Here is a 26,149-nt window from a genome sequence, read left to right as displayed (position 1 = left end):
CGCGGTGCCGTTTTCGCTATCGGGAGAGCCATATGCGCACCCTGCTGTTTCTGATGCTCGGAGCCCTGTCTGCGGCTGCCAGCGCCGCCTCGCCGGCGCCGATGTCCACCAGCGCCACGACTGCCGCCGCCGACCCGGCGCAGATCAAGCTGCAGTTGCGCGAGTACTTCTTCGACGCGGCACGCGAAGGGCGGCAGGACATGCTGGCCGAGTTCATCCGTTCGCACTACGACCTCAACACCCGCGACGAAAAGGGCTACACCGCCCTGATCCTTGCCGCCTACCACGGCCAGCGCCCGGCGGTGGAACAGCTGCTCAGTGCCGGCGCCGACCCCTGCGCGCAGGACAAGCGCGGCAACACCGCGCTGATGGGCGCGATCTTCAAGGGCGAGCTGGGCATCGCCAAGCGCCTGATGCAGGCCGACTGCGCCCCCGACCAGCGCAACAATGCCGGGCAGACCGCGGCGATGTACGCAGCGCTGTTCCAGCGGACCGACGTGCTCAAGGACCTGGCCGCCAAGGGTGCTGACCTCAGCCTCAAGGACGGGCAGGGCAACGATGTGACCAAGCTGCAACGCGGCGAGTTCGCGACCGCCCCGGTGCGCTGAGCGCGCCTGGCATGCGTGGCGGGGCAGGCATGCGTGATGCCAAGCGTGCGTGATGGCAGGCGTCAGCAAGCTCGCACAGGCGCCATGCGGCCGATGCCGGCGTGAGCCAACGGCGATCTTGCGGCAGCGTGCCGTACCGCGCTGCACCTGGTGCACAGGCCAGTCGCCTGCAGGCCGCAGCCGAGCGGATTGCACGCCTAGCGCTCGGGCGTCTTCGAAGCGCTGTCGGCGGTTGCGACGGCAGCTCCGTCCCGGGGGCCGTCGGCTGAGTCGCTGATCGGCTGATCGGCATCGCCTGAGTCCTGCACCTCGATACATGGAGCCTCGGCGGCCTCGCTGCAGCACTCCATCGGGCTACCGGTGCGTACCGGCGACGCCCGCTCGGCGATGACCACCGACGTGGTTCGGGGGTCAGCCGTTGCGCACCGAGCGCACCACATCCTCGCTCCTGGATCGGCTGGCTGCGCGTCCACCGACGCAATCTGCCTTCATCACCTGCCGAGAGGCGCAGGCATCGCCCCCGCCAGGTTCGGAGCTCAGCCATCGTGCACCGGGCCCGGCGAATCGTCGCTGCCGGATCGGCTGGGGCTCGCCGACCTGCTCAATTGCCTCCACGACCCGCCCAGAAGGGCAGCCACCGCCTCCGCCGGTTTTCCGCCGCAGGCGCGTTGGATCTCTGGCGGAGGTGGTGATTTTTCCGCCACTGCGTCAGGAGCCTCCTGACATGGAAACCTTTGTGCGCCAAGGGTTTGACATAAGTCTGAGCGCGCGCTGACTTGCCTGAAATTGGCGCGGAAAAACCGCTGAAAACAGTTCAAGAAAGCGCCGCGAAGGCCGATGCTTCCGCTATCGCACACTGGAACCCCCCGGACCATGAAGCTCGATCCCTCCATCCCCTTCCTGATGTCCCTGCTGGCCATGGTGCTGTGCACCGCCACTGCCGTGGTCGCCCTGGTGTTCGGTCAGGTACACGTGCTGGCCACGTCGTGGAGCTTCTACACCGTGCTGGGTACTGCCCTGGTCACCCTGGTCGCCTCGTACCACGCCCTCGGCAAGCCGCTGAGTGCCGAAGAGCGCGTGGGCTTCCGCAACCCGTAACTGCAGCCTCCGTCCAGGGGCAGGGCGCCACGCCGGCACTGGGCGAGACGAGCTCCACTCCGTACTGAAGAAGTACCGCGTTCGCCGGTCCCGGGCGAACGCCTCCAGACACTACACGTCCGGCGCGCTCCGGCAGGTCAGTGTCTCAGGATGCCGCCGCGCTCCGGCAGGTCAGCGCCGCAGGATGCCGCCGCGCCGCCGCGGATTCATCGACGCCCGTGTAAGCTGTTGATCCTGTTCCGCATTCCGATGGCCGCCTGCTGCGGCCACATGTCGATGACCGTTTCCGCCGATCGCTACGCCGCCTCCCTGCGCCTGTCCGTCGCTCCGATGATGGATTGGACCGACCGCCATTGCCGGGTCTTCCACCGCCTGCTGGCGCCCTCGGCCCGGCTGTATACCGAGATGGTGCATGCCAATGCGGTGATCCATGGCGATCGCGCGCGGCTGATCGGCTTCGATCCAACCGAACACCCGCTGGCGCTGCAACTGGGCGGCAGCGAGCCGGCGCTGCTGGCGCAGGCCGCCGCGATCGCGCAGGAATGGGGCTATGACGAGATCAACCTCAATTGCGGCTGCCCGTCCGATCGGGTGCAGGCCGGGCGCTTCGGTGCCTGTCTGATGCGCGAGCCGGCGCTGGTCGCCGACTGTGTCGCTGCCATGTGCGCAGCGACCACGTTGCCGGTCACGGTCAAGTGCCGTCTCGGTGTCGATGACGATGACGACTATGCGGCGTTTGCCAGCTTCGTCGACCAGGTGGTCGCAGCCGGCGCGGCCATGGTGGTGGTGCATGCCCGCAACGCGTGGCTCAAGGGCTTGTCGCCCAAGGAAAACCGCGAGGTGCCGCCGCTGCGTTACGACTGGGCCTATCGCCTCAAGCAGGAGCGCCCCGGGTTGCCGGTGGTGCTCAATGGCGGCATCGCGGCGGTGGAGACCGCGTTGGACCACCTGCAACAGGCCGATGGCGTCATGCTCGGCCGCGCCGCCTACCACGACCCCTATGTGCTGCATCGCCTGGATGCGGCCCTGAACGGACGCGCGGAGCAGCCTCGCGACCAACTGCTGCGCGCCTTGCGGCCCTACGTCGAGTCCCAGCTGGAACGCGGCCTGGCACTGAAGCACATCACCCGGCACGTATTGGGGCTGTTCCATGGCCAGCCGGGCGGGCGCGCGTTCCGGCAGGTCCTCAGTGAGGGGGCGCACCGGCCCGGTGCCGGCTGGGATCTGGTCGAGCAGGCCCTGCAGCGCACCGACACCCAGGGCTGGCGTGTGGTGGCCTGAACTGGCCTGCAGCTTGCATCGGTTGAACCGGCATCTCCGATGCCTGCATTGTGGCGGGGCGTGCTGCCTGTCGCGCGCTCGCGCGGTCCGGTGGCGCACGGTGCTCCAGGTGCTGGTCGGATTCATTTCACTGAACCGCGTTAACACAAAGCTAAAAAGTTCAGATGGGATTCACCCCGAAAAATCAAGAATTTGGGTCTATTCTGGGGTTTGACCATGCCTTCACCGATGGTCGATTTCACGGATTTTGAATGTTCCTGAACAACCCGCTAGGATTCCTTGTGACCCAGCCGTTCTGCCGCGCCCGCTATGTCTTCCTGGTTGCCCTCGGGGCCGCCATGGCTGCGCCGTCGGCGTGGGGACAGGCATATCCGATGTCGCATGCGGGACGCGAGGCGTTGCCGCCGTCCGCGCGCGGCAACGGTCGCACGCTCTCGGACACCATCCGGCAGGTGCAGCGGTCCACCGGTGGACAGATCCTCAGTGCCGAGCGCGTGCCGTTCGACGGGGGCAATCTCAACCGGGTCAAGTACATGAAGGATGGCCGCGTGCACACCGTGTACGACTCGGAGCAGACGCAGGCCGCGCCGCCGCGTAGCCAGGCGCCACCCGATGTGCCACCACGCGACGATAACCACTAGACGTAGATAGTCCTGCGTTCAGTCTCATAAATTCCCCGGCCACCGGCCGACAACGTAACTAGGGAGAGTGCATGCGTATCCTTTTGGTCGAAGACGAAGCTCCGCTGCGCGAGACCCTCGCCGCGCGCCTGAAGCGTGAAGGCTTTGCGGTCGACGCTGCACAAGACGGCGAAGAAGGCCTGTACATGGGCCGCGAGGTTCCGTTCGATGTCGGCATCATCGATCTTGGCCTGCCCAAGATGTCGGGCATGGAGCTGATCAAGGCGCTGCGCGACGAGGGCAAGAAGTTCCCGGTGCTGATCCTGACCGCGCGTTCGAGCTGGCAGGACAAGGTCGAAGGCCTCAAGCAGGGCGCCGACGACTACCTGGTCAAGCCGTTCCATGTGGAAGAGCTGCTGGCGCGCGTCAATGCGCTGCTGCGGCGTGCGGCGGGCTGGAGCAAGCCGACCCTGGAATGCGGCCCGGTCGCGCTGGATCTGGCAGCGCAGACGGTCAGCGTCAATGGCGCCAACGTGGACCTGACCAGCTACGAGTACAAGGTGCTCGAGTACCTGATGATGCATGCGGGCGAGCTGGTCTCCAAGGCCGACCTGACCGAGCACATCTACCAGCAGGATTTCGATCGCGACTCCAACGTGCTGGAGGTGTTCATCGGCCGCCTGCGCAAGAAGCTCGACCCCGATGGTGAGCTCAAGCCGATCGAGACCGTGCGCGGCCGCGGCTACCGTTTCGCCATTCCGCGTACCGAAGGCTGAGTCCGCGCGTCGGCAAGCAGGACGATCAGGTGCCGGGCCGCTCCAAGTGGTATAGACGCTTGCGGCCACGCTCGCTGCAGGCCCGCCAGCTGCTGGCCGCCAGCCTCAGTCTGGTGGCCTTCCTGGCCCTGGCGGGGTACGCGCTGGACGTGGCGTTTGCCGATACCGCCGAGAAAAACCTGCGCGAGCGGCTGAAGAACTACGCCTCCGCCTATGCGGCCAATATCGATTTCGTCCGCGACGGCTCGCTGTACATCGGCGGGCAACCGCCGGACCCGCGCTTCGATGTACCCGGCGGCGGGCTGTACGTGGAAGTCGTGCGCCCGGACGAAAGCTGGACCTCGATGTCGGCCGAAGGCCCGAACATTCCGCACGGGCGCATGCTCGAGCCGCGCCAGGAAGAATTCATCGGCCCTTTGGAGATGACCCAGATCGACGGCAGCGTCGGCCAGCTGTATCGCTACGGCCTGGGCGTGAGTTACGTCGAGCGCGAACACGGTGGCGAGATTCCGTACACCATCTACGTGATGGAAGATGCGCGCTCGATGGGTGCGCAGCTGCGCGTGTTCCGTACTGCGGTGTGGTTCTATCTCGGCAGTGCCGGCGTGGTGCTGCTGGTGTTGCAGGCCTTCATCCTGCAATGGAGCCTGCGTCCGTTGCGGCGGGTCATCAACGAGTTGACCAAGGTGCAACGCGGCGAGATCCAGCGCATGAGCGAGCAGCATCCGCGCGAGCTGGAGCCGCTGACCGAAAGCATCAACGCCTTCATCGAGAGCGAGCGCGACAACCTGGATCGCCAGCGCAATACGCTGGCCGATCTGGCGCATAGCCTCAAGACGCCGATCGCGGTGTTGCGCACCCAGCTCGACAGCGGCCAGTCCGAGCGCGATCTGCACGAGGAAATGGATGTGCAGCTGCGGCGCATGAACGACCTGGTGTCCTACCAGCTCGCACGCGCGGCCTCCAGCGGGCACAAGCTGTTTGCCGCGCCGGTGCCGATCGAGTCGACCGCCGAGGAAATCGTGCGCGGGCTGGAGAAGGTCTATTCGATCAAGGGCGTGTTGTGCGAGTTCGATATTTCGCCCGACGCACGCTTTCATGGCGAGCCGGGCGACCTGCAGGAATTGCTGGGCAACCTGCTGGAAAACGCCTTCAAGTGGGCGCGCAGCCGCGTGTTGCTGACCGCGCAGCCCGGCCCCACCACCGGCAGCCGCCGCGCCGGCTTGATCCTGTCGGTGGAAGACGATGGCCCCGGCATCGCGCCGGAAGACGTGGCCAAGATCCTGCAGCGTGGCGTGCGCGGCGACGAGCGCGTGCAAGGCCACGGCATCGGCATGTCGATCGTGCAGGACCTGATCAAGGCCTACCGTGGCGAGCTGCAGGTGGTGCGCTCGCAGGAACTGGGCGGTGCCCGCTTCGACGTGACCCTGCCACCGGGACTGTGACCGGTCTGGGGGGCGGAATGAACCCGTGGTCAACGTCGCGGCGCGCTCCGACAACCGTTTAACGCCCCGCGCGCTGGCGTGACCATACTGGGCCGGTTGCAGGCCGTTGCGATGGAGAGCCGCATGTTCGAGCGCAATGCACACACACCTCGGCTGAGCGCACATCCGGTGAACACGCCTCGCCGTCACCGATGGCAGCGGGCGTGGCTGCTGGCGGGCTGTGCCTTCGCACTGTCCTGCAGCGCGGCCAGCCCGGCACTGACGCCGGCACAGACGCGCTGGCTGCAGCGTGCCACCTACGGCGTGGATGCCGATAGCGCAGCCCAACTGCAGCGGCTCGGGCCCAGGCGCTACGGCAGGTTGCTGTTGCAGCCCGGCGATGACGCAGCCTTGCCAGCGCCGATCCGTGCGCAACTGCAGCAATTCGATGCATTGCACACGCCCTTGCTGGCCTTGCTGACGCAGTACGAGGCCGACAAGATCCGCCTGCAGGGCATGCCCGATGGCGAAGAAAAGACGGCCTTGCGCAAGGCGTGGCAGGCGCGCGGCGGGCAGATGCTGACCCAGGCGCGTCAGGCGCAGCTGCTGCGCGCGGTATATGCGCCGGAGCAGGTGCATGAGCAGCTGGTGTGGTTCTGGCTCAATCATTTCAGCGTGTACGCCGACAAGGGGCGGGTGAAATGGATGGCGGCCGATTACATGGAAAACGCGATCCGCCCGCATGCCACCGGCAAGTTCGCCGACCTGGTGATGGCCACGCTGGAAAGCCCGGCAATGCTGGAATACCTGGACAACGCCAGGAACGCCAAGGGCAAGGTCAACGAAAACTACGCGCGCGAACTGATGGAATTGCACACGCTGGGCGTACACGGCGGCTACAGCCAGCAGGACGTGCAGCAACTGGCGCTGATCCTTACCGGTGCCGGCCTGGTGCCGGTCAAGGCCGAGGGTGCTCCGCCGTTGCCGCCTGCGGTGCCGGGACAGCCGCCAGTGGTGCGCAAGGGACTGTTCGAATTCAATCCCGCACGCCATCAACCCGGCGACAAGACCTTGCTGGGCCAGCGCATCGCCGCCGGCGGCCTGGATGAGATCGCGCGGGCGGTGCAGCTGCTGGTGCGGCAGCCGGCATGCGCACAGTTCATTTCGCAGCGTTTGGCCGAGTACTTTGTCAGCGACACGCCGCCGGTCGCGCTGGTCGGGCGCATGGCAAACACGTTTCAACGCAGCGATGGCGATATCGCCAAGGTGATGCAGACCCTGCTGGACTCAGCGGAATTTGCGCAGGCGCAACCGCGCAAGTTCAAGGATCCGAATCGGTTCGTGGTGTCGGCATTGCGGCTGGCGTACGAGGACCAGCCGGTGGTCAATGCCGCGCCGATGGCGAGCTGGGTGCAGCAACTCGGCGAGCCGCTGTTCGGGCGCATCACCCCCGATGGGTGGTCGCTGCAATCGCAGGCGTGGACCAGCTCCGGGCAACTGGCGCGCCGTTTCGAGGTGGCACGTTCGCTGGGCAGCGGACCCAGGCAATTGTTCCGCTTCGATGGCGATGACGACACGCCACTGCCGGCGCTGACGCAGATCGACACGCGTCCGTCGTATCGCTGGATTGCGCCCTCGCTTTCCAGCGCCACGCGCGAGGCGCTGGAGCAGGCGCGTTCGCCTGCGGAATGGAACGGATTCCTGCTGGCATCGCCGGACTTCAACTATCGCTGAGTGCAGGGTCGCCGATCCGGTGGCTGCCGATTCAATACCCGCAGTCTCCACCGTCGACCAGCGATCACCGCCACGGGAGTGCGCCATGCAACGACGTCAATTTCTGCTTGCCTCTGCAGCGGCCGCGAGTCTGCCCTGGAGCGGTCGCCTGTTTGCCGCACCACGCGACAGCGCGCGCATGCTGGTGGTGTTCCTGCGCGGCGGCTACGACAGCAACAACCTGCTGGTGCCGCATGCCAGCGATTTCTACTATCAGGCGCGTCCGACCCTGGCGATTGCGCGGCCGGATGCGGCCAATCCCAACAGTGCCATTGCGTTGGATACGCAATGGGGGCTCAACCCGGTGATGCGCGATGCGCTGCTGCCGCTGTGGCAAGGCCGGCAGCTGGCGTTCGTGCCGTTTGCCGGCACCGACGATCTGTCGCGCAGTCACTTCGAAACCCAGGACGATATCGAATCCGGGCAGGCCGGCCGGCAGCGCCGCGATTATCGTTCCGGTTTCATGGCGCGCCTGTCGGGCGTGCTCAGCGGAGTGCCGGCGATTGCCTTCACCGATTCGCTGCCGCTGACCTTCCAGGGCGGCGGCGACCTGCCCAACGTGTCGTTGCGCGGCATCGGCAAGGGCGGTGTGGATGCGTATCAGGCGCAGATCCTGTCGCAGATGTACGACGCCACGCCGCTGGCGGCGGCCGCACGCGAAGGCCTGGCGCTGCGTCGGCAGGTCACCGCGCAACTGCGCGAAGAGATGGAGCAGGCCGGTCGTGGCGCCGCCAGCGCGCGCAGCTTCGCCGACGAAACCCGGCGCATGGCGAGCCTGATGCGCGAGCGTTATCGGCTGGGATTTGTCGATGTCGGCGGCTGGGACACGCACGCCAACCAGGGCAGCGTCGAAGGCGGCCTGGCGAACAATCTGCGCAATCTGGGCGAAGGGCTGGCGGCGTACGCCGACGCCCTGGGGCCGGCATGGAAGGACACCGTGGTGGTGGTGCTGTCCGAGTTTGGCCGCACCTTCCGCGAGAACGGCAGCAAGGGCACCGATCACGGGCACGGCACCACGTACTGGGTGCTGGGCGGCAGCGTGCGCGGCGGCCGGATCGCGGGCGAGCAAGTGGCCGTGGCGCCCGCGCAGCTGCTGCAAAACCGCGATTATCCGGTGCTCACCAATTACCGCAGCCTGTTCGGCGGTGTATTGAGCCGGTTGTGGGGATTGTCGCCTGCGCAGCTGGACCGGGTGTTTCCCGGGGCCAGGCCGCGCGACCTTGGGCTGGTATGAGTGCGGGCCAGTGCGTGCTGGCGATGTTGGTGCGGATCGCGTGCGGACATGCGCGGCATCGCGCACTGCGGTGCCTGGTCGGTTGGAATGCCTGCGAGCGACGCGCGCGACAGCATTGCATCAGGCCATTCCGATCCAGCGCTGCGCCGTCACCACACCCTCAGCGCTGCGCTGAAGACGCAAACGGTGAAGGCCCGTAAAACCGCGTCAGTTGCGCAGCGACATCCGGCATGACGCGCGCCAGCAACTGCGGTGCGGAGAAGTGGTATTCGCTGACGACCGCGAAGAATTCCTCCGGTGCTTCGGCGGCATACGGGTCGATCTCGGTGTCTTCGCCGGCATCGACGCGTTGGCAGAAGGCATCGAAGGCGCGCTGGAAATCGCGTGCCCAGGCGCGCTGCGCATCGCGCGGCAGCGGCGGGGTGCCGTCGAGGGCGCCATCGAGTGCATCGAGCTTGTGCGCCATCTCATGCACGATCACATTGAAGCCGGCCTGCGGCTCGTCCAGGTCGGCCTGCACGTCGGCCCAGCTGACGATCAGCGGGCCTTGTTCCCAGGCCTCGCCGATCAGGGTGTCGTCCCAGGCATGCATCACGCCGGCCGCATCCATGTGCGTGCGCTGCACGCGGAACGCGTCCGGGTAGACGATCAGTTGCGACCAGCCGCGCCAGCCGGCCGCGCCGATGTTCAGCAGCGGCAGGCAGCAGCTGGCAGCCAGCAAGACGTGATCGTGCGGCTGCAGCTGCAGTCCATCGACCGGGGAAATGGTCTTTTGCTGCAGGAACTGCGCGGTCAGGGTACGCAGACGGTGCTGGCGGGGCGGATCGAGCGCAGCGACCCAGGCGCAGCGGCGGCCAACCGGCAGCCATAACGCGTCGGGAAGATCGAGCGGCGGCCGGCGCAGCCGGCGCAACAACCACTGGATCAGCGGAACATGCCCGGCAGGAAGCTATGCCAGCGTGGCATCGTGCGCATGCGCGGGAACAGTCCGTCGCCGTCGCCACCACCACCGCCGGTGGCCGGCGCCGGCTTGTGTGCGGGCGCGCGTGCCGGGGCTGCCGGATCGGCGTTGGGGGTTCTGCCACGTGCCGCCGAGTTGCTGCTGACGCAGCTCTCATGATCGCCATCGGCCAGCTGGTCCGATGCCAGCGCGGCAAGCGGAGCCAACAACAACAGCAGGCAAACCGTGATTCGGCGCATCGTCCACATCCAGGCAGGCGGCGTGAGTGGCCGATCATAACGTGCTTTTCACTCCCTCACGCAAGCCAGGCTGGGCGGGTGGGAGCGCTTGGCGCATACTTTCACGGATCGATTTGGGAACCTTGCCGTGGATGACCGCGCCTTGCTGGCCAAACTTGCGAGCGGCCGGCTGTCCGGCGATGCGTTGGCGCGCGACGCCGGGCTGACCCGTGCGGCGGTTTGGAAGCGGATCCAGCATCTGCGCGCGGCCGGTGTCGACATCGAAGGCCGGGCCGGGGACGGTTACCGCCTGGCGGCACCGCTGGACCTGCTGGACCAGGCGCGCATTCGCGCGGCGCTGTCGGCCGATGCGCTGGCAGACCTGGCTGCGCTGGAGGTCGCCTGGACGCTGGAATCCACCAATACCAGCTTGCTGGCGCGCCCGGCGCCGGAGCAGGGCGTGGCGGTGCTGCTGGCCGAGCGGCAGACCGGCGGGCGCGGCCGGCGCGGACGCCAATGGACCTCGCCGTTGGGCGCGCACATCTATCTATCGGCCTCGCGCCGGTTCAGCGGTGGGCTGGGCCAGCTGGCCGGGCTCAGCCTGGCCGTGGGCGTGGCGGTGGCCGAGGCCCTGCGTGGTTGCGGCTTTGCCGATGTCGGGCTGAAGTGGCCCAACGACCTGCTGGCGCGCGGGCGCAAGCTGGGCGGCCTGCTGATCGAAGGCGGCGGCGAAATGGCCGGCAATGCGCGCGCGGTGATCGGACTGGGGTTGAACGTGCATATGCCGGCGGCCGCCGCGATTGCGATCGATCAACCGTGGGTGGATCTGGATACGCTGGCCGGCCATGTGGTGTCGCGCGATACCGTGGCGGCGGCGGTGGTGTCGGCGCTGCTGCCGGCACTGGCGCTGTTCGAGGCACAGGGGTTGGCCCCGTTCCTGGGCCGCTATGCGGCCCTGGACGTCCTGAGCGGCCGCGCGGTGCAGGTCGAAGAGGCCGGCACCCGGCATCACGGCGTTGCGCTTGGCCTGGCAGCCGACGGCGCGCTGCGGGTGCAACTGGGCGAGACGGAGCGGCTGTTCCACTCCGGAGAAGTGAGCGTGAGGCCTGCATGAGCGAGTGGCTGTTCGACCTGGGGAATTCGCGGTTCAAGTACGCACCGCTGCAGGCCGACCGCGCCGGCGATGTGCAGGCCTGGCCGCACGGTGCCGAGGCGATGGATGCGGCCGCATTGGCGGCATTGCCCACCGGGCGCATTGCGCACGTGGCCAGCGTGGCCGCGCCAGCGCTGACCCAGCGCATGCTGGGCTGCCTGCGCGAGCGCTTCGAGCAGGTGCGCATCGCGCGGACCGCGGCCGAATGCGCCGGCATCCGCATCGCCTACGCAGACCCGGGTCGCTTCGGGGTGGATCGCTTCCTGGCGCTGCTGGGCGCACGCGGCGACGCACCGGTGCTGGTGGCCGGCGTGGGCACCGCGCTGACCATCGATGTGCTGGGCGCCGATGGACGGCACCACGGCGGGCGGATCGCTGCCTCGCCGACCACCATGCGTGAAGCGCTGCATGCGCGCGCGGTGCAGTTGCCGGCCAGCGGCGGGACCTACGTCGAGCTGGCCGACGACACCGACGATGCGCTGACCTCCGGTTGCGATGGCGCTGCGGTGGCGCTGATCGAGCGCAGCCTGCAGCATGCGCAACGCAGCCTGGGCGTGCCGGTGCGGCTGCTGCTGCACGGGGGCGGTGCGCCGCCGTTGCTGCCGTTGTTGCCCGATGCCAGCTTCCGTGCCGCGCTGGTGCTGGATGGATTGGCGACCTGGGCCAGGGCTGCGTCGGCGGCCTGAACGCACGAGCCGCGCGGTCGCACGGCCTCGCAGCGGGTGCGGCCGGCAGACGGAATCGGCCGGCTGCGGCGGTGCGCTGCGGCCACGGGCCCTGGCCTCGGCGGCGGATCGACGAGCACTCGTGTGTTGTGACCGCCCCCGCTTAGAATCCCTGGCATGTATGTGCGCGCACTTATCGTTGTCCTGATCGTCCTCAATGCCGGTGTGGCGTTGTGGTGGGCATTGCAGCCGGCACCGGCAGCCGTGGCTGCACCGCCGCAGCCGGCCGGCGTGGCGCGCCTGGAAGTGCTGCCGAGCACGGCGACAGCCGCGGCGCCTGCGGTGTCAGGCGAGGCAGGCACCGCGGCGGCAGCATCGGGCGCTGCGCCGACCGCACCATCGGATGCACCGGCACCGGCACCGGCACCGGCACCCGCACCCGCACCCGCACCCGCACCCGCACCCGCACCCGCACCCGCACCCGCACCGCCTGAGACATCGACGGCGGCACCAGCGGCAGCAGCTTCCTCGACAGCTGCGGCTGCCGCTGCGGCGCAGGTGGCCGCCGCGGCGCAGTCGCCGGCACAGGCGCCAGCGCCGGCCACGCCCGCTCCGTCGCCGGCCGGGCGTGCCGCGGCAGCGGCGATCAATTCTTCGCCAGCGCTGCCCGCGCCAGCCGCTGCGCCGGAACGCTGCGCCAGCCTGGGGCCGTATGCGGCGCGCGCCGATGCCGATGCCGCGCTGGCACGCCTGCGTGGCCAGGCCACGCGCAGCAGCGTGCGCGAGGACAGGGACGCCGGGGCCAGCACGTTCCGGGTGATGCTGCCCAACGTCGGCGATCGTGCAGCGGCGCAGGCCCTGGTCAAGCGCATCGCCGCCGCCGGCCTGGGCGACTACTACGTGATCGCCGAGGGTGAGAACACCAGCATTGCGTTGGGGCAGTACCAGAGTCGCGAACGTGCCGAGCGACGGCAGGCCAGCCTGGTCGGCGCGGGATTTCCCGCGCAGTTGCTGCCCAGCGGCAGCGGGCAGTCGCGCTGGTGGATCGATGTGCGCAGCACGACCGCGATCGGGACATTGCAGGGCAGCGCAGGCGCAACGCGTCAGCGGTCGCTAGATTGCGCCACGCTGCGCTAGAATGCGCACCGGCGCGCAATGCGCTTGGCCTTTGCCGGCATAGCTCAGTTGGTAGAGCAACCGCCTTGTAAGCGGTAGGTCCCCAGTTCGAATCCGGGTGCCGGCACCACGAAGGTCCTTCGTGCTCTCCCGCAATCTCCATGCAGTCCGGTGCTGGCTGCGCTGCCGGGTCAGCATGCACGGGAGGCGTATTCCCGGATCTGACCGGCGTAGATCAGGTCTCTGCGCGCAACCCGCGAATCACGGCGCGCCAGTTGCGGTTGCCTGTGCGTGGTTCGCGCAGCAGCTCAGGCCGGGCGACCGGCCGAGAGCAGTTCCAGCGTGGCCTTGTCGGCGTCGGCGTGGGGGGCCTCGCCGCGCAGGCGGTCGGCCAGTGCGGCAACGACGATGGCGTGGGCCTGGCGGAGCACGCTGTCGGCATCGGCGCTGGCGTCCACGACGTGCTTCCCGGGCAACTGCAGCTGCGCAAAGATGCTGCGGCAGCGTTCCAGGTTGTCCTGGGTTTCGAAGTGATTGGGCGCATCGCCGCGGGCGCGGATACGCGCCAGGCCGGTGGGCGGGGGCAGGTCAAGCAGCAGCAGCACGTCCGGGCGCGGCGCAAAGGCGTTGCGTTCCAGCAGATCGTCCAATGGCAGGCCGGCAGCGCCCTGGTAGGCGACCATCGAGGGAAAATACCGGTCCAGGATCACGATGTCGCCACGTGCCAGCGCCGGTGCGATCAGGGTGTCCACGTGCTCGTGGCGGTCGCGGATCAGCAGCTCGGCTTCCTGGTCTGCACTGAGGCGGCCGGTGGCGGCGGACTGGCGCAGCTGGGTGCCCCAGGGGCCGTTGGTCGGCTCCTTGCTCAGCACGACGTGCGCGCCGGCCGCTTCCAGCGTGGTGGCCAGGCTGCGGGCGAGGGTGGTCTTGCCGGCGCCGTCGATGCCTTCGATCGCGATCAGCAGACCGCCGGGCTTCAGTTCGATTGTCATCGCACTACTTTATCCGATCGAGGCGCTGGATCACCTGGACAGCGGCATGGAACTCGCCCCCGCAATTGCCGATCCGGGTGGATCAGGCAACCGTTGCGCGACACCGGCGGCGGCAGTGCCGCCGCGCGTCGATGCCTGTGCGGGACGGCTTGACGACCGGCCTGCTCCGCACGTGGCCGCACCTGCGCCACCGCCGGCTGCAGGCCTGGTTGGCTGGCCGCTGCTTGCGCTATTGCTCGTGCCGTATGACCGGTATGCCCAGCGCGATGTCGGGAATGTCCCGATGCACTGGCTTCTGACCGCGCGCCATACTGAATAAGTCAGGCAAAGCGCTCGAAGGTATGACGTCCGTGTCGCGTGTCTGGCATCAAGGAAGATGGACGCGTCGCCGCCACCCTAGAGGCGGCATCCCCCGCGTGACGCCCTTCAGGCACCGTCGTGACCGGATTCCTTGTTTTGTCCCGCATGGCGTTTTGTCGTATGCGCCGACCGCGTCGGCGTGCGCCACCTACGCGATCGATCAACTGGTTGCCGAGGTGTATCGATAGGACAGCAACGACTTCACCAGGAACGTGATCTGGGTGGCCGAGCGCGCATCCACGCGCATGACCGGGATGCGGAAGCCCTCGGCGACCAATGCGTCGCGGAACGGCGGCAGCAAAAAGTCCTGCACTTCATCGGTCATGGTGATGCCCACCGCCAGGCTTGCCGCAGGTGCGATCTGCGAAAACTCGCGCAGCAACGCCACGGTGGCATCGCGCATCTGCGGATCGCGCGCGCTGACCAGCACGATCACGCCCAACGCGCCGTCGCACACCAGCGGCCACATGAAATCCAGGTATTTCTGCCCCGGCACGCCGTAGACGTGCAGCAATTCCCCGTCTTCCAGCTCGATCGAGCTGTAGTCCAGCGCGACCGTGGTGTAGGTCTTGTCGCCGTAGGCATCCTGGCTGAGCGGCATTTCGGTGCTGACCGGCTCCACGTCGGAGATGGCGCGCACGGCGGTGGTCTTGCCGGCGCCCATGCCGCCAACGAACACCAGTTTGTTGGCCGGAAGATTCATGGCTGCGCCTGAAAGAAAGAGAGGCCAAAGCGACGCGCGACCCAGGAGAAAAACCGGGAGTTGCTGCTGTCCGGACGAGGCTGCGTTGCAGGCACGGGAATCTCCGCAGTCTGGGCAAGGCCGCTGGCGAGTGCAGCGGCGAACAGGCATTCCACCGTTTGCAGTGGCAGCTTGCAAGCATTGGCCAGCGCCTGCGGGCGCCACGGCCGTGCATGCAGGTGGGCAATGGCCAGCAGCCGCGCCGATGAACGGGTCCCGGCGCTCAGCTCCGGCCATTGGCGCAGCTGCAGCGCGTGGCTGGGATCGACCGCCGGCAGCGCGGGGCGCAGGTGCTCGGGCAGGGCGAAGTACAGCGCCTCGAAGGAAATACGGTGGGTGAGTGTGTGATCGCCGCTGTCCGCTGCGACCTGCCAGCCGGGGCGATCCAGCAGCGCGAGCAGCTCCGGCAAGGCAAGGCCGGCGGGAAGCTGTATGCAGCCGTTGGCGGGGTCCACGCGGACCTGCAGGTGCGCATTGCGCAACAGCACCGCAGCGGCACCGAACTCGCCGCGGCAATGGCGGACCAGCAACGCCGGCTCGGCGACCTGCGCGTGGTCGGAGGACGACAGCAGCAGGCGCATCTGTTCGTTGAGGTCGCGCACGGTGGCGCCGTGCTTGAGCCATGCGCCGCCGACCGGCGTGCGCGACACCACCAGCACGCGCACGGGTTGGCCTTGCAGGGCCTGCCAGGCGGCCAGGCCGTCGGCGCTTTCCAGCCCCAGCACCACCACCTCGGCGGCGTGCTGCGGCCACTGCCCCAGCTGCACGTCGATGCGCTCGGCCAGCAATAGCGAGCACGCCAGTTTCAGGCGTGTGGTGTGCAGCAGGTCCAGGCCGGCCGTGGCGACCCGCATGGTGTGGATGGGTGAGGTCATGACAGGGCGCCGCGTCGGCGCGTCGAAAGTGCGGTGCCTGCCGGTGCGCACCGGCAGGCGGGGCAGGCGACGCATGCGCGTCGCCGGGTTGGCATCAACCGAAGTCCAGGGTCTTCTCGAACGCCTTGAGCTCGTGGCGGGCCATGGCCAGGTTGGCCTTGGCGCGGTCCAGCACGACGTACAGGAACAGCGTGCCGTTGCTCTCCAGCGGACGCAGCAGGTGGTACTGACGCGCCAGGGTGATCAGGATGTCTTCGATGGAATCGTTCAGACCGAGCTGCTCGGCGATACGGCGCTTGGCGCGCACCACTTCGGTGTTGCCGGCCGCGGCAAGTTCCAGGTTGAGATCGGTGCCGCCGGTCATGCCCAGCGCCATGCCGCTGTCGCTATCGACCAGGGCGGCGCCGACGAAGCCGGCGATCGAATGCAGGTGTTCCAGGTTGAGCTTTGACATGGGTCGTCCTTACGAGTGATGGGAATCGGTGCACCGGCACAAGCATGAACGGTGCCAAGCGCTCAGCCTGCCGGCTGCGCCAGTGCCGCAGCCAGGCGGCCGGCGCAGTCGCGCGCGTTGAACAACAGCGCCGCGGCATTGATGTCGCTGCCGCCCACTGCCGTGAGTGTCAATGGTCTGTCGGCGCGAATGCGGATCAGCACCAGCTGCCCGCCACGCGTACTGATGGTGGCGTAGTCGGCTTCGCTGAGGCTGGATTCGCGCGCCAGGGTCTCGCCCAGGGTCAGGAATGAATTGGCCATCGCGGCCAGGCGGCGGGCATCCACATCCAGGCTGGAGTGTTCGGCGATGGCACGCCCGTCGGCGGTGGACAGCATCAGCAGACGGATGCCCGCCTCACGCTCGATGGTCTGCGCGAACTCGCGCCCGATGCGCTGCAGATCGTACTGATGCGACGCCCGCGCGACCTCGCCCACGGCAGCCTTGACGATCTGGTTGACGGCGTTATGCGGCATGCAATCCTCCCCTGTATGAAACACGCTGCGCGATGAAGGACCTTGTCGATGACACCGGGTCCCGCGCTGGCGGGCGAACAGTAGCATCGGCACCATCTGTCATCGTCATGGCGCCCTCCCTGTCTTAACTGTGCGGTCAGGCAGGCACATCGCGCAAAGCGCAGATACGCCACAAACTGCCCAACCACGTCACTTGAAGCGGCCATCAGGACGCCGTTGCCGTCGCCAGGCGGTCGCGGCCGATGCCTGGCAACGCTCCCGCCGCACTGCCGCGCGCTTGTAGCGCAGCGTTTGCGCCTGCTGCCCGCACCGGTCCGGCGATTGCCCGCTACGCAGTATCGGCCGCACTTTGGATTGCTGCAGTGGCAGATGCGATTGCGTGATCGGTGACGCAGGCCCCGCGCCGTGCTGCGCTGCCGCGCGTCAGTGCGCGAGCCGACGACTAGACTGCAGCGCTTTCTCGATGCTGGAGCAATGCATGGCGACGCAGTACGTACCGGTTTCCCTGATTGGCGTTCCCACCGACATCGGTGCCGGCCACCGTGGTGCGCGGATGGGGCCGGAGGCGCTGCGCATCGCCGGGTTGCAGGAGGCCTTGATCGGCCGCGGCGTGGAAGTGCGCGACCTGGGCAATCTGGATGGCCCACGCAATCCCTGGCAGGCGCCCCAGGCCGGTTACCGGCATCTGGACGAGGTGGTGGCCTGGAACCAGGCGTTGATGGACGCCAGCTACGCCGAACTGCGCGCCGGGCGCATGCCGGTCATGCTCGGTGGCGACCATTGCCTGGGCATCGGTTCGATCACCGCCGTGGCCAGGTACTGCCGCGAGCAGCAACGCCCGTTGCGGGTGCTGTGGCTGGACGCGCACTCGGACTTCAATACCAGCGAGGTGACGCCGTCGGGCAATGTGCACGGCATGCCGGTGGCCTGCCTGTGCGGGCTGGGCCCGCAGGCCTTGACCCACCTGGGCGGCAGTGCGCCGGCGTTGCTGCCCGAGCAGGTGCGGCAGATCGGCATCCGCTCGGTGGACCCGGAGGAGAAGCGCCTGATCAAGCAGCACCGCATCGATGTCTACGACATGCGCTACATCGACGAGGCCGGCATGAAGCGGACCATGGAGACCGCCCTGCAGGGCATGAGCGAGGACACCCATCTGCATGTGAGCTTCGATGTGGATTTCCTGGACCCGAGCATCGCGCCGGGCGTGGGCACCACCGTGCCGGGTGGACCCAACTACCGCGAGGCGCAGCTGGTGATGGAAATGATTGCCGACACCGGGCGCATGGGATCGCTGGACATCGTCGAGCTCAATCCGGTGCTGGACAACCGCAACGCCACCGCCGAGCTGGCGGTGGACCTGGTCGAGAGCCTGTTCGGCAAGTCGACCCTGATGCGAGATTGATCGATCGCTGAACGCCGCACGCCACGTTCACATCAAATCCACGGCCGCGCAGTCAGATTTGTCGCCACACACGGTGCGTCTGCACCGCATGCAGAACTGAGGAAGACCGATGAAGCGATTGCTGACACTGATGGTACTGGGCCTGTTTTCGGCCGGCGTGATGACTGGCTGCAACACCATGGCTGGCGCCGGCAAGGACATGCAGGGTGCAGGTGAGAAGGTCGAAAAGAAGGCCGACAATTGCAGCGACGGTAAGTGCTGATCCCCGAGTTCTGTTTGATCGTCGTTGTTTGACTTGATTGATCTGCGGCAAGTCGCCGCTTTACCCACGAAGGAGTCTGTTATGAAGCGTGCAATTGTGCTGCTGGTGCTGTCGGTGTTGTCGGTCGGGATGCTGTCGGGTTGCAACACCGTCGCAGGTGCCGGCAAGGACGTGCAGGGCGCTGGCGAGAAGGTGGAAGACGCTGCGCGCAAGTAATCTAGCGCTGCATGCAGAAAGAACGGGCCGCAAGGCCCGTTTTTTTTTGCCCGGCATCGTCGCGCAGTCAGGGCCGCGCGGCGACGTGCCTGCACGCTGCAAGGCAGGGCCGATGCGAACAAGGTGCGCCGCAAGCGTAGGCAAGCATTCAGTGCGGTGAGTGCCGGCTTGACGGTTCTTGATCTGCACGGAACGAGGCGGCGGGCAACCTGCACGCACGGTCAATCGCGACCGCATCAGCGGAGTCGACGCAATGAACACCGACATCATTTCCGGCAAGTGGACCCAGCTCAAGGGCAAGGCACAGGCCAAGTGGGGCGACCTCACCGACGACGATTTCAAGGTTGCCGAAGGCAATGCCGAATATCTGCAGGGCAAGCTCCAGGAGCGCTACGGCTGGGATCGCGACCGCGCCCAGACCGAGGTACGCGCGTTCGAGAAGTCGTTGCGCGACGAGACCTGACAGCGTCGCCCCGCTGTGGCCATCCGCAGCGGTGAGCGCAGACTGCATACGACGGGCCGCCCAACGCGGCCCGTCGTGCGTCTGCCGCCACGCCGGCCACAGCAGCCGTCTGGCGCGGCTGCGCCCATGCCGGGGGCACGGAACCGTTAAACTTGCGTGCTGACCCCCTGGCCTTACGCAGATGACCACTCGCGTCCTTACCGGCATCACCACCTCCGGCACCCCGCATCTGGGCAACTACGTCGGTGCGATCCGCCCGGCCATCCAGGCCAGCGCGGCGGCCGACGCGGAAAGCTTCTATTTCCTGGCCGACCTGCACAGCCTGATCAAGGCGCAGGACCCGGCACGGACGCAGCGCTCCACGCTGGAGATCGCCGCCAGCTGGCTGGCCTGCGGCCTGGACCCGGAAACGGTGTGGTTCTATCGCCAGTCCGACGTGCCGGAAACCACCGAACTGCTGTGGCTGCTGACCTGCGTGGCCGGCAAGGGCATCCTCAACCGTGCGCATGCCTACAAGGCGGCGGTGGACAAGAACCGCGTCGACGGCGAGGACGAGGATGCGGGCGTGACCGCCGGCCTGTTCATGTATCCGGTGCTGATGGCCGCAGACATCCTGATCTTCAATGCGCACAAGGTGCCGGTGGGACGCGACCAGATCCAGCATATCGAGATGGCGCGCGATTTCGCCCAGCGCTTCAACCACGTGTATGGCCGCGACTTCTTCACCCTGCCGGAGGCGGTGATCGACGAGCAGGTCTCGACCTTGCCCGGTCTGGACGGCCGCAAGATGAGCAAGAGCTATGGCAACACGATTCCGTTGTTCGCCCCGCGCGAGGAACTGCGCAAGCTGGTGTTCTCCATCCTCACCGATTCGCGCGCGCCGGGTGAAGCCAAGGATACGCAGGGATCGGCGCTGTTCCAGTTGTACCAGGCCTTTGCCACGCCGCAGGAAACGGCCGCCTTTGCGCAGGCGTTTGCCGATGGCATCGGCTGGGGCGATGCCAAGCAGCAACTGTTCGAGCGGATCGACCAGGAGATCGCACCGCTGCGCACGCGCTATGAGGCGCTGATGGCCGAGCCGGCCAAGATCGAGGCGATTCTGCGCGCCGGTGGCGCACGCCTGCGCGCGCGCTACGCCACGCCGTTCCTGGCCGAGCTGCGTGCTGCGGTGGGCCTGCGCGACCTGTCCAGCCAGGGCGATGCGGCTGCGGCGCCGGTGGGCGAGAAGAGCGCGCCGCCGGTGTTCAAGCAATATCGCGAAAGCGACGGGCAGTTCTACTTCAAGTTGACCGACGGCGCCGGTGCCTTGCTGCTGCAAAGCGATGGCTTCGCCTCGCCACGCGATGCGGGCCAGCTGATTGCGCGGCTGAAACAGGCCGAGCACGGCAGCGACCTGCAATTGCCGGGCGTGCATGCGCAGGCGGGGGCGGAGGTGATCCTGGCGGCGCTGCGGGTCTTGCGCGAGGCGTAACGACACGCCCGGTGCCCGTGGCTAGACTGTGGCGTCTCGCATCGCCATGGGGGAGCAATGACAGCGACCGTCGATTCCAGCATCCACACCATCGACACCGGCTTTGGCGGTGTGCAGTTCGATGCGGCCTACCTGATCGTCGAGGCGCAACGCGGCGCCTTCGTCGATTGCGGCACCACACTGTCGGTGCCTCGGATGCTGGCCGCATTGCAGTCGGCCGGGCTGACGCCTGCGCAGGTGGACTGGCTGATCCTGACCCATGTGCATCTGGACCACGCCGGCGGTGCGGGTGCCTTGTTGCAGCACCTGCCCAATGCGCAGGTGCTGGTGCATCCGCGCGGCGCGCCGCACATGATCGATCCGACCCGGCTGATTGCCGGTGCCACGGCGGTGTACGGCGAGGCGGAAATGGCGCGCAGCTACGGCGCGATCGTGCCGGTACCGGCCGAGCGCGTGGTGGAAGCGGCCGACGGACAGACCGTGATGCTGGGCGAGCGCGCGCTGCGCGCCATCGAGACGCCCGGCCACGCGCGGCATCACCTGTGCGTGTGGGATGCGCGCAGCCGCAGCTGGTTCACGGGTGACACCTTCGGCCTGTCGTATCGCCAGCTCGACAGCGCGCAAGGCGCCTTCATCCTGCCGACCTCCTCGCCGGTGCAGTTCGAGCCGGAGGCGATGCTGCAGTCGATCGCGCGGCTGATGGAGGCCGCACCGCAGGCGATGTATCTCACCCATTACGGGCGGGTCACATCGCCGGCACCGCTGGCGCAGGCGCTGGTCGAGCAGATCCATGCGATGACCGCCATCGCGCTGGACTGCGCGCAGCATGCGGACCGCCATCGCTGCATGGTGGCGGCGCTGACCGACCTGTATCTGCAGCGCGCCCGCCTGCACGGCTGCCGCCTGGACGATGCGCGCGTGGCGCAGTTGCTGGGTACCGATATCGAACTCAATGCGCAGGGCCTGGCGTGCTGGCTGGACCGCGCGACGCGGACGAATTAGCGCCACTGCAGTGGGTAACACCCCCAAATCGAACGCTGTAGCGCGTCGCAGCCTCGCTTGGCTGCAGTCAAAGGCCGGGTGAGTCGAGCGTGCGGCGTCCTCACCGCTTGCGGGACGCGCCATGAACCCGTCCGTGGCGGCTCGGTGGCGGCATCCATGCCGCCACACGGTCCGGCAACCGGCCAGGACACCACACCAGACCGTTTGCAGGCTGCTTTCTTGAAAGCGTGTTGCCTGGCCTGTGGTGGCAGGCGGGAGGTTGCAGGTTGCGTATGCAAGGCGTGTCTGCTGTCCCGTGGCGGGCGCGCGCTTGTAAACTGTGTGTCATCTATCTGTTGCAAGGCCACGCCGTGAATCCGATGCGCATCCTGTTGTTGTCCGCCTGCCTGTTCGTGGGAGGCGTGGCGCAGGCCGCCAACGATCTGCCCGGTGGCGGCATCGATGCCGAAGCGCTGTCGCGGCATGTGCGCCTGCTGGCATCGGATGAGTTCGAGGGCCGTGCGCCGGCCAGTGCCGGCGAGCAGCGCACGGTCGATTACCTGGTCGAGCAGTTCAAGGCCGGCGGCCTGCAGCCGGGTGGCGAGCAGGGCGGCTGGACCCAGGCGGTGCCGTTGGTGCGCGCGCAGGTCGACGGCCCGGTGCGCGCCAGCCTGCGTGTCGGCGGCAAGACCCAGGCGCTGGTCAATGGCAGCGACGTGACCTTGCAGAGCCTGCGTCCGCAGGCCGCGGTGCGCTTGAAGAACGCACCGCTGGTGTTCGTGGGCTACGGCATCAGCGCGCCGGAGCGGCAGTGGGACGACTACAAGGGCGTGGACCTGCGCGGCAAGATCGCGGTGGTGCTGATCAACGATGCCGACTTCGCATCCAGCCAGCCTGGCGCCTTCGATGGCAAGGCGGTGACCTACTACGGCCGCTGGACCTACAAGTACGAAGAGGCCGCGCGTCGCGGCGCCGCCGGCGTGTTGATCGTGCACGAGACCGCGCCGGCCGCGTACGGCTGGGCGACGGTGCAGAGTTCGGGCCTGTCGCCGTTGTTCGATATCGAACGCAGCGAGGCCGATGCGAAGGCGCAGCACGTACCGGTGCGTGGCTGGATGCAGCAGGCATTGGCGGTGTCGCTGTTCCAGCGCGCCGGGCTGGATTTTGCGCAGGCCAAGCAGCGCGCGCAGCAGCGCGACTTTGCACCGATGGCGTTGGGCGATGCGACGCTGTCGGTGGACTTCAAGCTCAAGCGCGAGCGCGTGGTCACGCACAACGTGGTGGCCAAGCTCACCGGCAGCCAGCATCCGGACGAGACGGTGATCTTCTCCGCGCACTGGGATGCCTTCGGCGTGGGCAAGGCCGATGCCGGCGGCGACACGGTACGGCGTGGCGCGGTGGACAACGCCACCGGCGTGGCCAGCGTGCTGGAGCTGGCGCGCGTGTTCGCCGCCGGCCCCAAGCCGCAGCGCACGCTGTACTTCATCGCATTGACGGCGGAAGAGAAGGGCCTGCTCGGCGCCAACTATTACGCCGCCCATCCGCTGGCGCCGTTGGACAAGACCGTGGCGGTGCTCAACATGGAGATGTTCAGCCCCGACGGCCCCACCCGCGATATCGCCTCGTGGGGACGCGGACGGGTGTCGCTGGAAGGCAATCTGGAAACCGCTGCCAAGGCGCGCGGCCGCAGCTATTCGCCGGACCCGAATCTGGAAGCGGGCTTCTTCTACCGCGCCGACCATTTCGCCTTTGCGCGCATGGGCGTGCCGGCGATCACCGCAGGGCCCGGCCTGGACATGCTCGACGGCGGCGTGGCAGCCGGCAAGGCGCTGCGCGACAAGTACTTTGCCGAGTGCTATCACCAGCCCTGCGACCGCTGGACCCCGCAATGGGACGCCAGCGGCCACGCGGCCGACACCACCCTGGTCTACGACGTGGGCGTGGCGCTGGCCAACGGCCGGCAGTGGCCGAGCTGGCAGGACGGTTCGGAGTTCAAGGCGATCCGCGCCAGGAGCGATGCCGCGCGCAAGTAAGGCCAGTGGTGTTCAAACGCCTGGTGCGTTCAAGCCGGCGCGGCGAGTGATTGGCGCGGCGCATGTGCACCGCATTCGGCCATTGCGCGGCGGGTCGTCGAGCCGGCTTGCGGCAACCGTGCCGCTACTTGCGGCACGGATAGCGCTTGGCCAGCGCCTGGACGATCAATGCGGGTGCGGCCTCGTCCAGGCGCGCATCCGGCAGCGCGCCGATATCGGCGATGATTGCCTGCAGATCCGGCGGGCCGCTTTTGCCGGCCGGCATGCACCATTGGGTGCGGTAGCTGCTGCTGGCGACGCCGAGCAGGTAGGCGCCGGCGCGGTTCGCCGAGAGCATGACCTTGAGTTCGGTTTGTTCGGGCGCGATTTCCGGCGCCAGCGAACCGTCCAGCCCGGCCTCGAGCAGTTTGCGCCCGCTGGGTTCCCAGGGTTCGGGGACGCGCGCCGACGCATTGGCCGACAGCACGGTCAGGGCGGCCAACATCAACCAGGGGACGCGACGCTGCATAGGCACTCCGGGCCGGGGATCAGTGCGCACCATAACCTGGCAGGCGCTTGAAGGCGCACGACGTTGGCGCGGGCAGGTGATCTAGAATTGAAGCTTCCGCTGCATTTGGCAATCTCCGATGTCCTCTTCACACGATGCTGTTGCGCCCACGCGCAATGGCCTGGTCGTTGTCGCTTTGTTGCTGGTCTATGTGGTCTGGGGCTCGACGTATCTGGCGATCCGCTTTGCGCTGGAAGGCGGCGCGCTGCCGCTGACCATGGTGTCCGGGACGCGTTTCATCGTGGCCGGCACGGTGTTGTATGCGGTGCTGCGCTGGCGCGGGGTGGCCGCGCCGACGCGTGCGCAGTGGAAGAACGTGGCGGCGATGGGCGCGGCCTTGTTGCTGCTGGGCAACGGCATGGTGGTGCTGGCCGAGCGCAGCGTGTCGTCCGGCCTGGCCGCCACGTCGGTGGCGTCGGTGCCGCTGTGGATGGCCTTGTTCGGCGCCTTGCGCGGGCAGCACGCCAGCCGTGGCGAATGGCTGGGCATCGTGATCGGCTTTCTGGGCGTGGTCTGGCTCAATGCCGGCAGCAGCCTGACCGCCACGCCGGGCGGGCTGGTGTTGTTGCTGATCGCGCCGATCGGCTGGGCCTTCGGCTCGGTGTGGTCGCGCGGACGCGACCTGCCGTCGCCGTTCATGACCGCCGCCGGGCAGATGCTGTGCGGCGGCGTGTTGCTGGTCGGCACCGGCCTGCTGATCGGCGAGCGCCCACAGCGCCTGCCGACTTCGCAGGGGCTGCTGGCCGTGGCCTACCTGTGCGTGTTCGGCTCGATCGTGGCGTTCACCGCCTACGTGTGGCTGCTGCATCACGTGCGCCCGGCGTTGGCTGGCAGCTATGCCTACGTCAACCCGGTGATTGCGGTGGCGTTGGGCGCCTGGCTGGGGCATGAGCGTTTCAGCGCGCACGACATTGGCGCGATGGCGGTGATCCTGTCCGGCGTGCTGGTGGTGACGCTGGCAAAGGCGCGGCGATGAAGGCGATTTCGCCGATCGAGGCACGCCGCGGACTGCTGATCACCGCATCGACCTTCGTGATCTGGGGCCTGGTGCCGCTGTACTGGCATCTGCTCAAGGCGGTGCCGTCGCTGCAGATCATCGCGCACCGCATCGTCTGGAGCGCATTGCTGGTGGTGGCGTGGTTGCTGGCCACCTCGGGCCTGCGCTGGTGGCGCGCCATCGCCGCGCAGCCGCGCGCGCTGTGGATGCTGGCCGGCAGCAGCGTGGCGATCGCGTTCAACTGGGGCCTGTACATCTGGGCGATCAATGCCGGGCATGTGATCGAGGCCAGCCTGGGCTATTTCATCAATCCGCTGCTGAGCGTGTTGCTCGGCGTGCTGGTGCTGAAGGAACGCCTGCAGCGCATCCAGTGGGTGGCGGTGGCGTGCGCGGCGGTGGGCGTGCTGTGGCTGACCCTGGATGCCGGTGCACCGCCGTGGATCGCGCTGGGGCTGGCGCTCTCGTTCGGTGCCTACGGCCTGCTGCGCAAGCTGGTGGCGGTGGATGCGGTGGCCGGGCTGGGCGTGGAAAGCGTGTATCTGTTCGTGCCGGCGCTGCTGCTGGCGGGCTGGGGCGAGCAGGGCCACGGTGGCGCCTTCCTGAGCGGCTGGGACCTGCGCACCGATCTGCTGCTGATCTTCGGCGGCGTGTTGACCGCAGTGCCGCTGATCGGGTTTGCGTATGGCGTGCGGCGGATTCCGCTGTCGCTGGTGGGCATCCTGCAGTACATCGCGCCGAGCCTGCAGTTGCTGCTGGGCGTGTGGTTCTTCCACGAGCCCTTCGATCAGGGACGCGCGATCGGCTTTGCCGCGATCTGGGTCGGGCTGCTGCTGTTCGTCGGCGATAGCGTGTGGCGGTCGCGGCGGCCGGCTGTGGCGGTGCCGTAAGCATCGGTGGTGCGCGCTCGGGGTG

Annotated in this window: 29 protein-coding genes and 1 tRNA gene; 22 read left to right on the top strand and 8 right to left on the bottom strand. The window is 67.8% G+C overall.

What is annotated here, in order from left to right; translation table 11 throughout:
* The first annotated feature begins 32 nt into the window (after nucleotides 1-32).
* The 8 genes from C0541_RS19490 to C0541_RS19455 all read left to right on the top strand — a co-directional run bounded on the left by C0541_RS19490 (nucleotide 33) and on the right by C0541_RS19455 (nucleotide 8,814).
* A complete protein-coding gene (locus C0541_RS19490; protein ID WP_115051021.1) occupies nucleotides 33-608 on the top strand; it encodes an ankyrin repeat domain-containing protein in 576 nt (191 codons plus the stop codon).
* Between the two features lie 873 nt (nucleotides 609-1,481).
* A complete protein-coding gene (locus C0541_RS19485; RefSeq protein ID WP_161960165.1) occupies nucleotides 1,482-1,706 on the top strand; it encodes a hypothetical protein in 225 nt (74 codons plus the stop codon).
* 276 nt (nucleotides 1,707-1,982) lie between these two features.
* Nucleotides 1,983-2,987: a tRNA dihydrouridine(20/20a) synthase DusA gene (dusA, locus tag C0541_RS19480; RefSeq protein WP_115051180.1), complete on the top strand. Its 1,005-nt coding sequence runs from the start codon at nucleotides 1,983-1,985 to the stop codon at nucleotides 2,985-2,987.
* Nucleotides 2,988-3,238: 251 nt separating this feature from the next.
* Nucleotides 3,239-3,628, top strand: a complete 390-nt coding sequence (locus C0541_RS19475; protein ID WP_193725968.1) for a hypothetical protein — start codon at nucleotides 3,239-3,241, stop codon at nucleotides 3,626-3,628.
* Nucleotides 3,629-3,699: 71 nt separating this feature from the next.
* On the top strand, nucleotides 3,700-4,383 hold the full coding sequence (locus C0541_RS19470; protein ID WP_002808458.1) for a response regulator transcription factor: 684 nt from the start codon (nucleotides 3,700-3,702) through the stop codon (nucleotides 4,381-4,383).
* A gap of 74 nt (nucleotides 4,384-4,457) precedes the next feature.
* Entirely contained in the window at nucleotides 4,458-5,828 is a 1,371-nt protein-coding gene (locus C0541_RS19465) for an ATP-binding protein (RefSeq protein WP_193725977.1), read from the top strand.
* A 123-nt stretch (nucleotides 5,829-5,951) separates the two neighbouring features.
* Nucleotides 5,952-7,541 carry a DUF1800 domain-containing protein gene (locus tag C0541_RS19460; RefSeq protein WP_115051178.1) on the top strand — a complete coding sequence of 530 codons (1,590 nt, stop codon included), beginning with the start codon at nucleotides 5,952-5,954 and terminating at the stop codon, nucleotides 7,539-7,541.
* Between the two features lie 85 nt (nucleotides 7,542-7,626).
* On the top strand, nucleotides 7,627-8,814 hold the full coding sequence (locus C0541_RS19455; protein WP_115051019.1) for a DUF1501 domain-containing protein: 1,188 nt from the start codon (nucleotides 7,627-7,629) through the stop codon (nucleotides 8,812-8,814).
* Between the two features lie 160 nt (nucleotides 8,815-8,974).
* Here C0541_RS19455 and C0541_RS19450 read toward each other — a convergent pair whose 3' ends face one another.
* Nucleotides 8,975-9,730, bottom strand: coding sequence for a zinc-dependent peptidase (locus C0541_RS19450; protein WP_115051018.1), 756 nt, complete (start codon nucleotides 9,728-9,730; stop codon nucleotides 8,975-8,977).
* 8 nt (nucleotides 9,731-9,738) lie between these two features.
* Nucleotides 9,739-10,014, bottom strand: coding sequence for a hypothetical protein (locus C0541_RS19445; protein WP_115051177.1), 276 nt, complete (start codon nucleotides 10,012-10,014; stop codon nucleotides 9,739-9,741).
* A gap of 88 nt (nucleotides 10,015-10,102) precedes the next feature.
* Here C0541_RS19445 and birA point away from each other — a divergent pair, with 88 nt between their 5' ends.
* The 4 genes from birA to C0541_RS19425 all read left to right on the top strand — a co-directional run bounded on the left by birA (nucleotide 10,103) and on the right by C0541_RS19425 (nucleotide 13,057).
* The gene (gene birA / locus C0541_RS19440) at nucleotides 10,103-11,107 is read left to right on the top strand and encodes a bifunctional biotin--[acetyl-CoA-carboxylase] ligase/biotin operon repressor BirA (RefSeq protein WP_338016151.1); all 1,005 of its coding nucleotides are present in this window, start codon (nucleotides 10,103-10,105) and stop codon (nucleotides 11,105-11,107) included.
* Nucleotides 11,104-11,832: a type III pantothenate kinase gene (locus C0541_RS19435; protein WP_115051016.1), complete on the top strand. Its 729-nt coding sequence runs from the start codon at nucleotides 11,104-11,106 to the stop codon at nucleotides 11,830-11,832. The genes birA and C0541_RS19435 overlap by 4 nt, the downstream gene beginning before the upstream one ends.
* A gap of 156 nt (nucleotides 11,833-11,988) precedes the next feature.
* Nucleotides 11,989-12,948 (top strand): SPOR domain-containing protein, encoded by a 960-nt coding sequence (locus C0541_RS19430; protein ID WP_115051015.1) that lies wholly within the window; start codon nucleotides 11,989-11,991, stop codon nucleotides 12,946-12,948.
* A gap of 33 nt (nucleotides 12,949-12,981) precedes the next feature.
* Nucleotides 12,982-13,057, top strand: a tRNA-Thr gene (locus C0541_RS19425).
* Nucleotides 13,058-13,235: 178 nt separating this feature from the next.
* On the opposite strand, the gene tmk is transcribed toward C0541_RS19425, so the two are convergent.
* On the bottom strand, nucleotides 13,236-13,919 hold the full coding sequence (gene tmk / locus C0541_RS19420) for a dTMP kinase (protein ID WP_115051014.1): 684 nt from the start codon (nucleotides 13,917-13,919) through the stop codon (nucleotides 13,236-13,238).
* A gap of 46 nt (nucleotides 13,920-13,965) precedes the next feature.
* Between tmk and C0541_RS19415 the strand changes: the two genes are divergently transcribed.
* The gene (locus tag C0541_RS19415; protein ID WP_238601371.1) at nucleotides 13,966-14,238 is read left to right on the top strand and encodes a hypothetical protein; all 273 of its coding nucleotides are present in this window, start codon (nucleotides 13,966-13,968) and stop codon (nucleotides 14,236-14,238) included.
* 201 nt (nucleotides 14,239-14,439) lie between these two features.
* Here C0541_RS19415 and C0541_RS19410 read toward each other — a convergent pair whose 3' ends face one another.
* The 4 genes from C0541_RS19410 to C0541_RS19395 form a co-directional block, all read right to left on the bottom strand.
* Nucleotides 14,440-14,982 (bottom strand): GTP-binding protein, encoded by a 543-nt coding sequence (locus C0541_RS19410; RefSeq protein WP_115051013.1) that lies wholly within the window; start codon nucleotides 14,980-14,982, stop codon nucleotides 14,440-14,442.
* Entirely contained in the window at nucleotides 14,979-15,896 is a 918-nt protein-coding gene (locus C0541_RS19405) for a hypothetical protein (protein ID WP_115051175.1), read from the bottom strand. Before C0541_RS19405 ends, C0541_RS19410 begins: the two co-directional genes overlap by 4 nt.
* A gap of 94 nt (nucleotides 15,897-15,990) precedes the next feature.
* Nucleotides 15,991-16,350 (bottom strand): roadblock/LC7 domain-containing protein, encoded by a 360-nt coding sequence (locus C0541_RS19400; protein WP_115051012.1) that lies wholly within the window; start codon nucleotides 16,348-16,350, stop codon nucleotides 15,991-15,993.
* A 62-nt stretch (nucleotides 16,351-16,412) separates the two neighbouring features.
* A complete protein-coding gene (locus C0541_RS19395; protein WP_115051011.1) occupies nucleotides 16,413-16,865 on the bottom strand; it encodes a roadblock/LC7 domain-containing protein in 453 nt (150 codons plus the stop codon).
* A gap of 478 nt (nucleotides 16,866-17,343) precedes the next feature.
* Here C0541_RS19395 and rocF point away from each other — a divergent pair, with 478 nt between their 5' ends.
* The 7 genes from rocF to C0541_RS19355 all read left to right on the top strand — a co-directional run bounded on the left by rocF (nucleotide 17,344) and on the right by C0541_RS19355 (nucleotide 23,693).
* Nucleotides 17,344-18,267, top strand: a complete 924-nt coding sequence (gene rocF, locus C0541_RS19390) for an arginase (RefSeq protein ID WP_115051174.1) — start codon at nucleotides 17,344-17,346, stop codon at nucleotides 18,265-18,267.
* A gap of 109 nt (nucleotides 18,268-18,376) precedes the next feature.
* Nucleotides 18,377-18,529, top strand: coding sequence for an entericidin A/B family lipoprotein (locus C0541_RS19385; RefSeq protein WP_006451340.1), 153 nt, complete (start codon nucleotides 18,377-18,379; stop codon nucleotides 18,527-18,529).
* 81 nt (nucleotides 18,530-18,610) lie between these two features.
* The gene (locus tag C0541_RS19380; protein WP_016904515.1) at nucleotides 18,611-18,745 is read left to right on the top strand and encodes an entericidin A/B family lipoprotein; all 135 of its coding nucleotides are present in this window, start codon (nucleotides 18,611-18,613) and stop codon (nucleotides 18,743-18,745) included.
* 253 nt (nucleotides 18,746-18,998) lie between these two features.
* Nucleotides 18,999-19,208, top strand: a complete 210-nt coding sequence (locus tag C0541_RS19375; protein WP_017117799.1) for a CsbD family protein — start codon at nucleotides 18,999-19,001, stop codon at nucleotides 19,206-19,208.
* 181 nt (nucleotides 19,209-19,389) lie between these two features.
* Complete coding sequence (locus C0541_RS19370; protein ID WP_115051010.1) at nucleotides 19,390-20,679, top strand: tryptophan--tRNA ligase; 1,290 nt, start codon at nucleotides 19,390-19,392, stop codon at nucleotides 20,677-20,679.
* A gap of 57 nt (nucleotides 20,680-20,736) precedes the next feature.
* Nucleotides 20,737-21,681: an MBL fold metallo-hydrolase gene (locus tag C0541_RS19365; RefSeq protein ID WP_115051009.1), complete on the top strand. Its 945-nt coding sequence runs from the start codon at nucleotides 20,737-20,739 to the stop codon at nucleotides 21,679-21,681.
* 359 nt (nucleotides 21,682-22,040) lie between these two features.
* A complete protein-coding gene (locus tag C0541_RS19355) occupies nucleotides 22,041-23,693 on the top strand; it encodes a M28 family metallopeptidase (RefSeq protein WP_429001359.1) in 1,653 nt (550 codons plus the stop codon).
* Between the two features lie 124 nt (nucleotides 23,694-23,817).
* Here C0541_RS19355 and C0541_RS19350 read toward each other — a convergent pair whose 3' ends face one another.
* Entirely contained in the window at nucleotides 23,818-24,234 is a 417-nt protein-coding gene (locus C0541_RS19350) for a Rap1a/Tai family immunity protein (RefSeq protein WP_115051006.1), read from the bottom strand.
* A gap of 85 nt (nucleotides 24,235-24,319) precedes the next feature.
* Between C0541_RS19350 and yedA the strand changes: the two genes are divergently transcribed.
* Both yedA and rarD read left to right on the top strand, forming a co-directional pair.
* Nucleotides 24,320-25,216 (top strand): drug/metabolite exporter YedA, encoded by an 897-nt coding sequence (gene yedA, locus C0541_RS19345; RefSeq protein WP_115051005.1) that lies wholly within the window; start codon nucleotides 24,320-24,322, stop codon nucleotides 25,214-25,216.
* Nucleotides 25,213-26,124 carry an EamA family transporter RarD gene (gene rarD / locus C0541_RS19340; RefSeq protein ID WP_115051004.1) on the top strand — a complete coding sequence of 304 codons (912 nt, stop codon included), beginning with the start codon at nucleotides 25,213-25,215 and terminating at the stop codon, nucleotides 26,122-26,124. Before yedA ends, rarD begins: the two co-directional genes overlap by 4 nt.
* Nucleotides 26,125-26,149 lie beyond the last annotated feature (25 nt).

The organism is Xanthomonas arboricola, assembly GCF_003353015.1.
Lineage (GTDB): Bacteria > Pseudomonadota > Gammaproteobacteria > Xanthomonadales > Xanthomonadaceae > Xanthomonas > Xanthomonas arboricola_E.
This window is presented reverse-complemented; position numbering and strand designations above follow the sequence as displayed.